Annotated in this window: 10 protein-coding genes; 7 read left to right on the forward strand and 3 right to left on the reverse strand. The window is 68.6% G+C overall.

Going from position 1 to position 12,755, the window contains the following annotated elements; all coding sequences use genetic code 11:
- Window positions 1-10: 10 nt before the first annotated feature.
- Entirely contained in the window at window positions 11-2,497 is a 2,487-nt protein-coding gene (locus ISP17_RS15750) for a sensor domain-containing protein (RefSeq protein ID WP_404634892.1), read from the reverse strand.
- 334 nt (window positions 2,498-2,831) lie between these two features.
- On the opposite strand from ISP17_RS15750, the gene ISP17_RS15755 reads away from it, so the two are divergent.
- Complete coding sequence (locus ISP17_RS15755) at window positions 2,832-4,184, forward strand: sensor histidine kinase (RefSeq protein WP_404634894.1); 1,353 nt, start codon at window positions 2,832-2,834, stop codon at window positions 4,182-4,184.
- 185 nt (window positions 4,185-4,369) lie between these two features.
- Here the strand turns inward: ISP17_RS15755 and ISP17_RS15760 are convergent, their stop codons facing one another.
- Complete coding sequence (locus tag ISP17_RS15760) at window positions 4,370-4,918, reverse strand: YaeQ family protein (RefSeq protein ID WP_404634896.1); 549 nt, start codon at window positions 4,916-4,918, stop codon at window positions 4,370-4,372.
- A gap of 77 nt (window positions 4,919-4,995) precedes the next feature.
- Here ISP17_RS15760 and ISP17_RS15765 point away from each other — a divergent pair, with 77 nt between their 5' ends.
- The 6 genes from ISP17_RS15765 to ISP17_RS15790 all read left to right on the forward strand — a co-directional run bounded on the left by ISP17_RS15765 (window position 4,996) and on the right by ISP17_RS15790 (window position 11,575).
- Window positions 4,996-5,877, forward strand: coding sequence for a pseudouridine synthase (locus ISP17_RS15765; RefSeq protein ID WP_404634898.1), 882 nt, complete (start codon window positions 4,996-4,998; stop codon window positions 5,875-5,877).
- Window positions 5,878-5,945: 68 nt separating this feature from the next.
- Window positions 5,946-6,932, forward strand: a complete 987-nt coding sequence (locus ISP17_RS15770; RefSeq protein ID WP_404634900.1) for an alpha/beta hydrolase — start codon at window positions 5,946-5,948, stop codon at window positions 6,930-6,932.
- An 88-nt stretch (window positions 6,933-7,020) separates the two neighbouring features.
- Window positions 7,021-9,027, forward strand: a complete 2,007-nt coding sequence (locus ISP17_RS15775; RefSeq protein WP_404634902.1) for an OPT family oligopeptide transporter — start codon at window positions 7,021-7,023, stop codon at window positions 9,025-9,027.
- Window positions 9,028-9,171: 144 nt separating this feature from the next.
- The gene (locus tag ISP17_RS15780) at window positions 9,172-9,537 is read left to right on the forward strand and encodes a YajD family HNH nuclease (protein ID WP_404634904.1); all 366 of its coding nucleotides are present in this window, start codon (window positions 9,172-9,174) and stop codon (window positions 9,535-9,537) included.
- A gap of 278 nt (window positions 9,538-9,815) precedes the next feature.
- Window positions 9,816-10,880 (forward strand): class I SAM-dependent methyltransferase, encoded by a 1,065-nt coding sequence (locus ISP17_RS15785; protein ID WP_404634906.1) that lies wholly within the window; start codon window positions 9,816-9,818, stop codon window positions 10,878-10,880.
- On the forward strand, window positions 10,877-11,575 hold the full coding sequence (locus ISP17_RS15790) for a pseudouridine synthase (RefSeq protein ID WP_404634908.1): 699 nt from the start codon (window positions 10,877-10,879) through the stop codon (window positions 11,573-11,575). Before ISP17_RS15785 ends, ISP17_RS15790 begins: the two co-directional genes overlap by 4 nt.
- A gap of 316 nt (window positions 11,576-11,891) precedes the next feature.
- Here ISP17_RS15790 and ISP17_RS15795 read toward each other — a convergent pair whose 3' ends face one another.
- Window positions 11,892-12,716: an IS3 family transposase gene (locus ISP17_RS15795; protein ID WP_404634926.1), complete on the reverse strand. Its 825-nt coding sequence runs from the start codon at window positions 12,714-12,716 to the stop codon at window positions 11,892-11,894.
- Window positions 12,717-12,755: the final 39 nt, after the last annotated feature.

A 12,755-nucleotide genomic window follows, 5' to 3' on the forward strand; every position in this document is an offset into this window, starting at 1 on the left:
TAGCCGATGGTCAGGACGTGACGACCCGCCGCAGCCGCGCTTCGAACGCCTCCAGCGGCAGCGCCTCGCTGAACAGGTAGCCCTGGTAGTGGCGGCAGCCGTGGTCGTGCAGGTAGGCGCGCTGCGCCTCGGTCTCCACGCCCTCGGCCACCACGGTGATGCGCAGGTTGTCGGCCAGCGAGATGATCATGCGGGCGATGGTGGCGGCGTGCTCGCTGCCGGTGATGTCGAGGATGAAGGAGCGGTCGATCTTGATCTCGTCCAGCGGCATGCGCTGCAGGTAGCTGAGCGAGGAGTAGCCGGTGCCGAAGTCGTCCAGCGAGAAGCGCACGCCGGTCTCGCGCAGGCGCGCCATCCGGGCGATGACCTCCTCCATGTTGTCGGCGAACAGGCTCTCGGTGACCTCGATCACCAGCCGTGCCGGATCGGCGCCGGTGCGCGCGAGGATGTCCAGCACGGACTGCACGAAGCCCGGGTCGTGGAACTGCCGCACGCTGGCGTTCACCGACAGGCTCAGGTGCGCCATGTGCGGATCGCCGGCCCAGGCGGCGAGCTGCCGGCAGGCACTTTCCAGCACCCATTCGCCCAACGGCAGGATCAGCCCGGTGGCTTCGGCGATCGGGATGAACTCGTCCGGCGGCACGTTGCCGCGCACCGGGTGCTGCCAGCGCAGCAGCACCTCGGCGCTGACGGTGCGGCCGCTGCTGTCCACCTGCGGCTGGAAATGCAGCTGCAGGCGGCGCACCTGCAGGTCGGCGCGCAGGTCGTGTTCCAGCGCGAGGCGCTCTTCCACCGCCACCTGCATACTGGGGTCGAACACGCGCAGGGTGTTCTTGCCGGCGGCCTTGGCCTGCGCCATCGCCAGGTCGGCTTGCTTGAGCGTGGTGTCGGCGCCGCGCTCGCTCTCGTCGAACAGGGCGATGCCGATGCTCACCGTGCAGCGGTAGTCGATGCTGCCCAGGCTGTAGGGCAGGGAGAGCACGTCGCGAATCTTGTGCGCCACGCCTTCGGCCCGCTGCAGCGCGCCGGCGCGGTCGTGGCCGAGGTTCTCCAGCAGCGCCACGAACTCGTCGCCGCCCAGTCGCGCCAGCACGTCGCGGCTGCGCACGCAGGCGTGCAGGCGGCGGGTCACCTGCTTGAGCAGCTGGTCGCCCACGTCGTGGCCGATGGTGTCGTTGAGCAGCTTGAAGTTGTCGATGTCGATGAACAGCATCGCGCCCTGCTCGCGGCCCGACGCCGGCCGGCTGACGATGCTGCCCAGGCGCTCCATCAGCAGGCGCCGATTCGGCAGCGCGGTGAGCGGGTCGTAGTAGGCGAGGCGGTGGATCTGCTGCTCGGCACGCTTGCGCTCGGTGAGGTCGGTGTTGGTGCCGGAGATGCGGGTGGGGCGGCCGCTGGCGTCGCGCAGGATGAAGCCGTGCGAGAGCACCGGCACGTAATGACCGTCGCGGTGCTGCAGGCGGAATTCGATCTCGTAGCTGGCGGTGTCGCCGGCGAGATGGCCTTCCAGCGCAGCAGTGACGCGGGGAACGTCGTCCGCGTGCATGCGCCGCTTCCACAGCTGCGAGTCCACCGGCAGTTCGTCCGGCTGGTAGCCGATCATCTGCCACCAGCGGGGCGAGTAGTACAGCTCGTCGAGCCCCAGGTCCCAGTCCCATGCCGCGTCGTTGGCGCCGCGCAGCACCAGGCTCAGGCGTTCCTCGGACTTGGCCAGCGCCCGCTCGGCCTGCTTCAGCTCGGTGACGTCGGTGAAGCTCACCACCACCTCGGTGGGTTCGCCCTGGCCGTCGAGGTTGGGGAACGCGTTGCACATCACCCACACCAGGGCCCGGTCGTCCGGATGACGCAGGCCAAGCACGAGATTCTTCACCACGCAGCGGGTGCTCAGCGCACGCGCCACCGGAAATTCTTCCAGCGGCATCGGCGAGCCGTCCTCGCGGAGGAACTCGAAGTGCTCGTCGGTGTAGAACGCGCCGAGCAGGACGTCGTGGGTCATGCCGAGCAGGCTCAGCGCCGTCTCGTTGGCGTAGATGATCTCGGTGTTGGCCCGATGCAGCACGATGCCCGCCTGCACGTGCTCGAACAGGAACCGGTACAGCCGCTCGCGCGAGGCCTGCGCGTCCACCGCCCCCTTGCGCGCCGAGCTGTCGCGAGTGATGCCGAGAAAGCCGGTCAGCACACTCTGTTCGAACACCGGGGTGATGGTGAGATCGTTCCAGAACGTCTCGCCGGTCCGGGTGTAGTTGAGGATTTCGCCGGAAAACGGCTTGCCGGCTCTGATCGCGGTGCGGATCGCCTGCACGGTGTCCGGATCGGTCAGCGGCCCCTGCATGGCGCGGCAGGTCTTGCCCAGCAGATCGGCGCTGGTGAAACCGGTGAGGTCAGTGAAGGATTGGTTGACGAAGGTGACATGGCCCTGGGCGTCGGCCAGCAGGATGCCTTCCGAGATCGTGGAAAGAATCGGGGTGATGCCGCCGAGATCCATCGCACTGCCCATGCTGTGCCGCCTCGCCCTGATCGCTCCGTGCCGGCCAGCGCGCGCTGGCGAAACCCCGCCCGCTGCTACCGGATCCCCTTCTCATATGCACGTTACACCGCCTGTGAAGACGCCGCCATGCGACCCGATGGTGCTGCTGTCCGAACGTTATCGTCGGCTTCCGCGGGCGCTTGAGACAGGCGTGCGCCGGGCGTTAATCCAGCGGGTTGCGCGAGCGGGTAGCATGCGAAGGGTCGGCGTTCCGTCTGGAGGCGTGCCACAGCCATCCTTTCGACCCTCAACCCGAGCGCCCGCTGCCCGTTCTGGCAGCCAATGAATCACGTGGCACCTACTCATGAGCGACACTCGCATCGCCCGCATCCAGCTGGCTGCGCTGGCGGACTATCTGGATCAACAGCGGTCGGACATCCTCCGGCGCTGGCGCGTTGCGACCGAACGCATTCCCGGCTTCACCGCGGCCCTCTCACTGAGCCGGCTGCAGTTCAACGACCACATCCCCGGTGTGATCGATGCCTACACCCGCACCTTGCGTGTCTGGCCCGAGGCACCCACGCCCCGCGCCGAACGGCGGGAACAGGAACAGGTGAGCGGGCATGGCCTGCAGCGTTGGCAGCAGGGCTACCAGCTGCGCGACCTTACGCGGGAGTGGGGTCAGTTGCAGATGTGCCTGATGGATATTGTGGAGAGCTACGCCGACGCGCATCCGGAGCTTGAGGCCGACGTGATGCGCACCGCGCGCGAGGAGCTCAGCAGGTTGTGCTGGAACGGCATCAACGAGAGCACCACGCAGTACTGGCACCTGCACCAGACCGAGGCGGCGGGATACATCAACGACCTCAAGCAGGCGCTGGCTACGGTGGGCGTGCTGGAGCGGGCGCGTGCCGAGGCCTGGCGCGAGGCGGCGCACGACCTGCGCGGCAGCGTCACGGTGGTGAAGGGCGCCAGCTCGGTGCTGGACAGCGAGGACCTGCCCGAGCCGGCGCGCTCGCGCTTCCTGAGCATGCTGCAGCGGGGCGTGTCGTCGCTGCACGAGATGCTCAATGACCTGATGGACCTTGCGCGGCTGGAGGCCGGCCACGAGCAGCGATCCATCACCTCGTTCGACGCGGCCGCCATGCTGCGCGACTTCTGCATCACCTCGATGCCGCTGGCCGACGCCAAGGGGCTGTACCTGCGCACTGAAGGGCCGGATCAGCTGATGGTGGAGGGCGACCGCACCAAGATCACCCGCATCCTGCAGAACCTCGTGCTCAACGCGCTCAAGTACACCGAGCGCGGGGGCATCATCGTGACCTGGCAGGCAGAAGACGCCTCGCCCGGCGAAAGCTGGTCGTTCTGCGTGCAGGACACCGGGCCGGGGCTCGACGCCGGGCCCGGTGCGCCGCTGGCGCAGCAGATGTATGACGCCACCCAGGTCATGCATCGTGTGGACGACAGTCACGCCGATGGCACCGTGGCCGAACGCAGCGATTACGCGCAGACCCAGCCGGCGCAATCGCAGACACTGCCGCCGCATCAGGCACGCGGTGAGGGTGTGGGCCTGGCGATCGTCAAGCGCTTGTGCGAGCTGCTGGATGCCGGTATCGAGCTGGAAACCAGCCCGGGCAACGGCTCTACCTTCCGCGTGGCGCTGCCGGTGCGCTATCCCGAAAGCGAGGCACGGCTGACAGATGCGGACGAGGCTTGAGCGTCGATCGGATGGAGCGCCGGGCCTGTCGACACGGCGATCCCGGGCGTGGTGCATCGCCGCTGCGTGACTTGCCGCTGGATCTTGCGGCGTGAATTCCGCCTGAGAGACGTCCCGATGCAAGCCGCGGCCGTCTCAGGAATCAGCGGCCCGTGCACCGGTGGCGCACGCCAGCTGGGGCAACATCAGCCGGCTGACGCCATGCGTGCAACCGGCTTCACCGCGACGCTGGTATCGCCGTTCATCAGCTGCAGCTCGCCATCCTGGATCAACGCCTGCAGCCGCATGCCGCGCTCGAGCAGACCGATCAGCTGCTGCACGGTGGCCTCGGGAATGTCGAGCACGGTGAGGTTGCGGAAGCGGGTGAGGCTGCTGGCGATCTTGTCCCACCACACGTCCGCCGCGCGGCCACCGTAGTTGATCACCACCACCTGCTGCGACTTGGCGCAGGCCTTGCGGATGCGCGCCTCGTCCGGCTGGCCCAGCTCGATGGTCAGCTCGATCTCGTCGGTGTAGCTCTTGCGCCACAGGTCCGGCTCCTCCTCGTTGCTCAGGCCCTTGCCGAACTCCAGCCGGTCGTCGGCATACAGCGCAAAGGCGAGCAGGCGCACCATCAGGCGCTCCTCGGTTTCCGACGGATGGCGGGCGAGGGTGAGCGCGTGGGTGGCGTAGTAGTGCCGGTCCATGTCGCTGACCTGCAGCTCGACCTTGTAGATGGTGGCGTTGAGGGCCATGGCGCGCATTCCGTGATGTCAGCCGCGTAGTTTAGCCGGGACCGGCCGCGGCCATCGCGTTACGCTGCGCGCTCGCCATGACGACCTCCATCCCCGCCAGCACTTTGCACCTGCCGCCCGGCGACTGGTCCACGGTGCTGGACTGCCTGTGCGACCACTTCGCCACCATTCCGCGCGCGCAGTGGCTGGACCGCATCGCCCGCGGTCGCGTGCTCGATGCCGACGGCGCGCCGATCACCGCGCACACGCCGTACCGCGCGGGCATGCCGGTGCGCTACTTCCGCGAGGTGGCCGACGAGCCGGCGATTCCGGGCGAGGTGCGCATCGTGTTTGCCGACGAGCATTTGCTGGTGGCCGACAAGCCGCCGTTCCTGCCGGTGACGCCGGCAGGCGCCTACGTCACCCAGACCCTGCTGGCACGACTGGTGGCAGCCACCGGCCATGCGGATCTGGTGCCGCTGCACCGCATCGATCGCCTCACCCGCGGACTGGTGATGCTCTCGATCCGCCCGGACACGCGCGACGCCTACCAGGCGCTGTTTCGCGAGCGGCGCATCGGCAAGGTCTACGAGGCGCTGGCGCCGCCGTTGCCGGATGTCACGTTCCCGCTGGTGCGGCGCTCGCGCATCGAGCGCGGCGAGCCGTTCTTCCGCATGCGCGAGGCGGCTGGCGAGCCGAACAGCGAGACGCGTATTGCCGTGATCGAGCGCGGCGATGCGCTGTGGCGCTATCGGCTGCAGCCGGTCACCGGCCGCAAGCACCAGCTGCGCGTGCAGATGGCGGGACTGGGTGCGGCGATTGCCAACGATCCGCTGTATCCCGAGCTGCAGCCGGAGGGGCCGGACGATCCTGCGCGGCCGCTCATGCTGCTGGCGCGGGAGCTGGTGTTTGATGATCCGTTGAGCGGGGAGCCGCGGCGGTTCTGCAGCCGGTTGTCGCTGGGTGAGGGCGGGCCCTGAGCGCAGCGATATCGAAGGCCATCAAGCCACGTCCTCGTCCTCCATCCACACCCGCAAGGCCCACCGGCATGCCATCTCCCCACCGACTGCTCGCCATGGCGCTCTGCCTGCTGCTCATCCCGTCGCACCCGAGCGCCGCCGAAGCAGTCGCCTCGGTGCATGACGCCTCCACCACCGACAACTTCCAACTCCCCAGCCCTGCCTTTGCCCCGCACACCTTCCACATCACCGTCTACCTGCCGCCGGGCTATGTGCAGGGCAGCGCACGCTACCCGGTGCTCTACGCCAACGACGGCCAGGACATGCCTTCGGTCGGCCTGCAGGCGACGCTCGCGAACCTCTACGCCAGGCACGCCATCGCGCCGGTGATCGTGGTGGCAGTGGACGCCTTGCCCGATCGCCTCGCGCTCTACGGCCTGTTCGATCGCGCCCGTCGCCGCAGCGTGGTGGGTGGCTCGCGCTTCGGCGCGATCGGCGTGCAGGCGCAGCCGTATGCGCAGTGGTTTGTCGACACGCTGGTGCCGACCATCGACGCGCGCTACCGCACTAACCCGGTGCCCGCCGACCGCGCCATGCTCGGCTGGTCGCTCGGCGCGTTGAGCGCGTTCGGCCTGGGCTGGAACGATCCGGACGTGTTCGGCACGGTGGGCGCGTTCTCGCCTTCCTTCTGGGTGGCAGGCGATCGCACGAGCGCGACCGCCGTGCAGCACACGCGGCTGGCGCTGCGGATGGTCGACCGCGGGCCGGTGCGTCCCGCGCTGCGGTGGTGGTTTTCCATCGGCACCGGCGAGGAAACCAGCGATCGCGACGGCGACGGCGTGATCGACGCGGTGGACGACCTGCGCGATCTCGTCGACGGCTGGCGCGACGTCGACGGCACGCCGCGCCGCGGCCTGCGCCAGCTCGGCTATCAGGTGGTGGAGGGCGATCCCGCGCACGCGCCGCGCACGGGCCAGGTGGCGCTGGACGTGGTGCCGGGCGCCCACCACGAACAGAAGGCCTGGGCGGCCGTGCTGCCGGATTTCCTGCGCTGGGCGTTCCCGCCGCGCGGCTGACGCGGCCCGCCATGCGGCGGTGCGCGCTGCCATGGTGCCCCGTTACCGGCTATCTTTCGGGCCTTGTCCATCCGGGGGAGAACCACACGTGAGCCAACCCAAAGCGTCGGGCCTCGAGCCGCGCACCGAACTGACCGTCCGTGGCCTGATCATCGGCGTGGTGATCACGGTCGTGTTCACCGCCGCCAATGTGTTCTTCGGCCTCAAGGCCGGCCTCACGTTCTCCACCTCGATCCCCGCTGCCGTGATCTCGATGGCGCTGCTGCGCGGGTTCAAGAATTCGACGATCCAGGAAAACAACATCGTGCAGACGATCGCCTCGGCGGCCGGCACGCTGTCGTCGATCATCTTCGTGCTGCCGGGCATGATCATCATCGGCTGGTGGACCGGGTTTCCGTTCTGGCTCTCGTTCGCCATCTGCGCGCTGGGCGGCATCCTGGGCGTGATGTATTCGATCCCGCTGCGCCGCGCGCTGGTCACCGGCTCGGACCTGCCGTACCCGGAAGGCGTGGCCTGCGCCGAGGTGCTCAAGGTGGGCGCCGGTGACGACACCACCGACAGCGCTACCGAGGACAGCCGCGCCGGCCTGCTCGCCGTGCTGTGGGGCGCGATCGTCTCGGCGGTGTTCGCGGTGGTGGTGGCGACGCAGATCTTCGCCTCCGACGTGGTGAAGTACTTCAAGGTCAATGACCGCGGCGGCGTCACCGGCTTCGACTTCGGGCTGTCGTTCGCGCTGTTCGCGATCGGCCACCTGGTCGGCATCTCGGTGGGCATCGCCATGCTGGTCGGTGCGCTGATCGGCTGGGGCTGGGGCGTGCCGCATTACGCCGCGCTGGCCGGCGGCACCGGCGCCATCGCCGAGCTCGCCCAGGCCACCTGGAGCCACAAGGTGCGCTACGTGGGCGCCGGCGCCATCGCGGTATCGGCGATCTGGACCCTGGCCAAGCTGGTCAAGCCGGTCGCCAGCGGCCTGGCCGGCGCCATGGCCGCCAATCGCGTGCGCAAGGCCGGCCAGGCCGACACCCTGCCGCGCACCGAGCGCGACATGCCGATCGGCCTCGTCGGCCTGATCACGCTGGCCTGCTTCGTGCCGATCGCCTGGCTGCTCGGCCACTTCGCCAACGTCAGCGGCCTGGGCAGCGCGGTCGGCATGCTGGCGGTGGGCGGCGTGGCGTTCGTGGTGCTGATGGGCTTCTTCGTCTCCACCGTGTGCGGCTACATGGCCGGCCTGATCGGTTCGTCCAACAGCCCGCTGTCGGGCGTGGGCATCCTGGTGGTGATCTGCTCCTCGCTGCTGCTCACGGCGTTCGTGCAGCCGCATCTGGCGCCGGACACCGGCAAGGCGCTGGTGGCGTTCTCGCTCTTCGTCACCGCGGTGGTGTTCACCGTGGCGGCCATCGCCAACAACAACCTGCAGGATCTCAAGACCGGCCAGCTGGTCGACGCCACGCCGTGGAAACAGCAGGCGGCGCTGATCGTGGGTGTGATCGCCGGCGCGGCGGTGATCCCGCCGGTACTGGACCTGGTGAACCAGGCCTACGGCTTCCTCGGCGCGCCGGGCGTGAACCCGGCCACCGCGTTGCCGGCACCGCAGGCCGGGCTGATCTCGGCGCTGGCGCAGGGCGTGATCCAGGGCAACATCGACTGGAGCCTGATCGAGGTGGGCGCGCTGATCGGCGCCGGCATCATCGTGATCGACGAAGTGCTGGCCCGCGTCAGCCGCTTCCGCCTGCCGCCGCTGGCGGTGGGCCTGGGCATCTACCTGCCCACGGTGAGCACGCTGATGGTGGTGGTCGGCTCCATCGTGGGCTGGGTCTATGACCGCCAGGCCGACAAGGGCCCGCGCGCCGAACCGGTGAAGCAGCTCGGCGTGCTGCTGGCCTCCGGCCTGATCGTGGGCGAGAGCATCATCGGCGTGGTGATCGCCGCCATCGTCGCCTTCGCCGACAAGCTCGGCCTCAACAAGGACGGCCCGCTCGCCCTGGTCAGTCCCAGCTTCGCCCATATCGCCGTGTGGCTCGGCGGCGGCGCCTTCGCCATCGTGGTGTTCGTGCTGTACCGCTGGGTCGGCCGGATGGGCCGGGCAGGGGCGTAAGCTGCCCGTGGGATCGGCGGCGCGCTGGCGTCCGCCGATCCCATCCCGATGCGTCACCCCGGCGCATCCCGAAAAGGGGACAAGGGCCGGGGTCCAGCGTCTTCTCTCCAGCCTCCGCCGAACGACAAGTCGAAACCCGTTGCCATGCCTCCCATCAACACCAGCAAACTTGATCGCGTCGTCGCCGACGCCCGCCGCGCCGCCGAACAGCGCGGCCACGGCTATCGCGACCGCGCGCTGAAGATGTACCCGTGGATCTGCGGCCGCTGCGCCCGCGAGTTCGACCGCAGCAACGTGCAGCAGCTCACCGTGCACCACCGCAACCACAACCACGACGACAACCCGGCCGACGGCAGCAACTGGGAGCTGCTGTGCGTGTACTGCCACGACAACGAGCACCAGCGTTACCTCGACTACGACACCGGCACTCTCGACACCGGCGACACCCAGGCCCCCGCCACCGGCAACCCCTTCGCCGACCTCAAGGCGATGCTGGAGCGCAAGAAGTAGCAGCACGCTCCTGAAGGAGCGACTTCAGTCGCGATGCTTTTTGTCAGCGGCCTGCGGCCCGCATAGCTGCGCCGCGCACATCATGTTGTGTGACCAGCTCGCGCTGTATCGCCAAACGCATCGCCCGCGAGCGGGCTCCTACCAGAGCATCGCCCACTGTAGGAGCGCGCTCGCGCGCGATGCTCTTCCTCCCTCGTGCTTCAGACCCCAATTCCCCAGCCCGCCCACACCACCCCCGCGTACAATCACGGCCCGCCCGTTGCCCCGAAGCCGTGCCGATGTCCCCTGTAGCCGCCGCCCCCGTCGACGACGTGCTCGATGCGCTGTTCCTGCCGCTGGAAGCGGGTGCCCTGCGCCTGCCGACCGACGCCCGCGTGCTGTTCGTGCGCGCCCGTGACGGCTTTCGCCTGCGCGAGATGGCGCACTCCGGCTGGCGCGGCGAGCAGAGCTTCAAGCCGTTTGCCGAGGCGTTGGAGCGCAGCCGCTTCCGCGTCGAGGCGCATGTGGAAGGCGAGCACTTCGACCTCGTGCTCGTGCTGCCGCCGCGCCAGCGCGACGAAGCACGCGCGCTGTTCGCCCGCGCCGTGCAGCTCGCCGCCCCCGGTGGCGTGGTGCTGGCCTGCGTGCCGAACGCCGAGGGTGCAAAGTCCGCGCAGGCCGACCTCGCGGCCTTGGCGAAACAGGGCGGGCAACTCTCCAAACACAAATGCCGTGTGTTCTGGACCGCGCCGCTGGACGGCACGCATGACACCGCGCTGCAAGCCGAGTGGCTCGCGCTGGACACACTGCGCCGCAACGCCGCCGGCTACTGGAGCCGCCCCGGCCTGTTCGCATGGGATCGCATCGACGCCGCCTCCGCGCTGCTCGCAACCCACCTGCCGCACGACCTCGCCGGCCACGTCGCCGACCTCGGCGTCGGCTACGGCTACCTCGCCAGCGAGGTGATTGCGCGCTGCCCGGGCGTCGCCGCGCTGGACGGCTTCGAGGCTGAACAGCGCGCGCTGGAACCGGCGCAGCGCAACTTGGCCGAGGCGCAGGCCAGGGCAGGGCGCAGCGTTGCCGTGGCGCTGCACTGGCACGACGTCACCGCCGGCCTGCCCGGCCGCTACGACGCCATCGTCAGCAACCCGCCGTTCCACCTGGGCCGCGCCGACCAGCCGGAACTCGGCCGCGCCTTCATCGCCGCCGCGGCCAGGGCGCTCACGCCACACGGCCAGCTGTGGCTGGTCGCCAACCGTCACCTGCCTTATGAAGCCACGCTCACCACGCTGTTCAGCGAGGTGCGCGCGGTGGCCGACGAAGGCGGCTTCAAGGTCATCACCGCCCGCGGAGTGCGCGCATGAAACTGGTCAAGCTCATCGCCAACCTGGGCTACGGCAGCCGCAAGGACGTGCAGTGGATGTTCCGCGAGGGCCGCATCACCGACGCCGACGGCGAGGTGCTGTACGCCGACGACAAGGTGGAGCACGCGCAGATCCGCCTCGACGGCGAGCCGCTCGATCCGCCCCCCGGCATGGTGCTGATGATGCACAAGCCGCTCGGTGTCACCTGCTCGCGCAAGGACGGCGGCCGCGTCGTCTACGACCTGCTGCCGCCGCGCTACCGCGTGCGCGATCCCGCGCTCTCCACCGTCGGCCGCCTCGATCGCGATACCAGCGGCCTGCTCTTGTTCACCGACGACGGCGCCCTGCTGCACCGGATCATCTCGCCCAAGTCCAACGTGCCCAAGGTCTACGAGGCCACCCTCGCCAACGACCTGCGCGGCGACGAAGCCGCCACCTTCGCCAGCGGCACCCTGCTGCTGGAATCCGAAACCACCCCGCTGCTCCCCGCGGAGCTAGAAGTGCTCGAACCCCGCAAGGCCCGCCTCACCCTGCACGAAGGCCGCTACCACCAGGTGCGTCGCATGTTCGCCGCCGTGGGCAACCACGTGGAGGCGCTGCATCGGGTGTCGGTGGGCGGGTTGGTCTTGGGCGATCTGCCGGCGGGGGAGTGGCGGATGCTGGGGGAAGGGGCGGTAGCGTCGATCTTCGGATGAGGTGTCACCGTGCCGGACTGCCCAAGGCCAGCCTTGCCCGGATCAAATCGAACTGCAGGATTGGATGGTTGGATCAGGCTGCGGCACGGGTGGTAAGTTGCTGTTCCAGCGAGAGGGGACGGCAATCTTCGGCGCACCGAATCGGTGATAGGCCGCAGGATTAGACCGCGGGCTGCAATCTACATAGCGTTAGGCCTACATGGAGGTTTTTCACGTGTTTTTGTCAAAAGCGCATCTTCCACTGATTGTCCTTATCACCATCGGGTATTTTACGACTTACGGCGTAAAGGGCGCGGTCAAAGCGTAAGCTCCCCCGTCAAGCAGACACTTCAAAAGTAGAACCGCTGGCGGCTTGTTGACGGTACTCGGCGGGCGTCAGGTCGCCGAGTGATTCGTGAGGGCGTTGCTCGTTGTAGTCGAGCATCCACCAGTAGGCGGCCTCGCGCACATCCTCCAGGCGGGCGAACAAGTGCTGGTCGAGGACCTCCTCACGGAAGGTCCGGTTGAAGCGTTCGATGTAGGCGTTCTGGTTGGGCTTGCCGGGCTGGATGTACTGGATGGCCACGCCGCTGGCCTTGGCCCACTGAGTAAATGCCTCGCCCAGGAACTCCGGCCCGTTGTCCGAGCGCAGCACTTGCGGCAATCCGTGGTCGCGTTTGATCTGGTCGAAGATGCGCACCAACCGCGCCGAAGTGATCGACGTGTCGACCTCGATGTGCAGCGCTTCGCGGTTGAAGTCGTCGACCACGTTGAACGTGCGGAAACGGCGTCCGCAGGCGAGTGCGTCGCTCATGAAATCGATCGACCACACCGTATCGGGCAGCCGCGGCACGTACAGCGCTACGCGTTCACGCTTGGGAAGGCGGCGCCGTGCGGCCCGCCGAAGGTTGAGCTTCATGGCCTTGTACACCCGATAGATCCGTTTGGGGTTCCAGTCCGGCCGCGCCTTGCGCAGCTGGGCACAGCACTTCCAGAAACCTCGACTGGGCCGATCCTCGACCAGGCGAGCCAAGGCAGCGATGAGTTCGGCATCGCGCACTGTCCAATCCAGCGGCGGGCGGTAGTACGCGGCACGCGACAGTCCGACGCACTCGCAGGACCGGCGTAGCGGCCGCGCGTGCACCTCGACCAGGTACCGCACCGCCTCGCGCTTGCTCGCCGGCCCTACAGTTTTTTTGCG

Source organism: Dyella ginsengisoli, assembly GCF_044904665.1.
GTDB classification, from domain to species: domain Bacteria; phylum Pseudomonadota; class Gammaproteobacteria; order Xanthomonadales; family Rhodanobacteraceae; genus Dyella_A; species Dyella_A ginsengisoli.

Coding starts and splice junctions, on each gene's coding strand:
- ISP17_RS15790 (WP_404634908.1), top strand. CDS start 10,877: ATGAAACTGGTCAAGCTCATCGCCAACCTGGGCTACGGCAGCCGCAAG.
- ISP17_RS15780 (WP_404634904.1), top strand. CDS start 9,172: ATGCCTCCCATCAACACCAGCAAACTTGATCGCGTCGTCGCCGACGCC.
- ISP17_RS15760 (WP_404634896.1), bottom strand. CDS start 4,918: ATGGCCCTCAACGCCACCATCTACAAGGTCGAGCTGCAGGTCAGCGAC.
- ISP17_RS15770 (WP_404634900.1), top strand. CDS start 5,946: ATGCCATCTCCCCACCGACTGCTCGCCATGGCGCTCTGCCTGCTGCTC.
- ISP17_RS15765 (WP_404634898.1), top strand. CDS start 4,996: ATGACGACCTCCATCCCCGCCAGCACTTTGCACCTGCCGCCCGGCGAC.
- ISP17_RS15755 (WP_404634894.1), top strand. CDS start 2,832: ATGAGCGACACTCGCATCGCCCGCATCCAGCTGGCTGCGCTGGCGGAC.
- ISP17_RS15785 (WP_404634906.1), top strand. CDS start 9,816: ATGTCCCCTGTAGCCGCCGCCCCCGTCGACGACGTGCTCGATGCGCTG.
- ISP17_RS15750 (WP_404634892.1), bottom strand. CDS start 2,497: ATGGGCAGTGCGATGGATCTCGGCGGCATCACCCCGATTCTTTCCACG.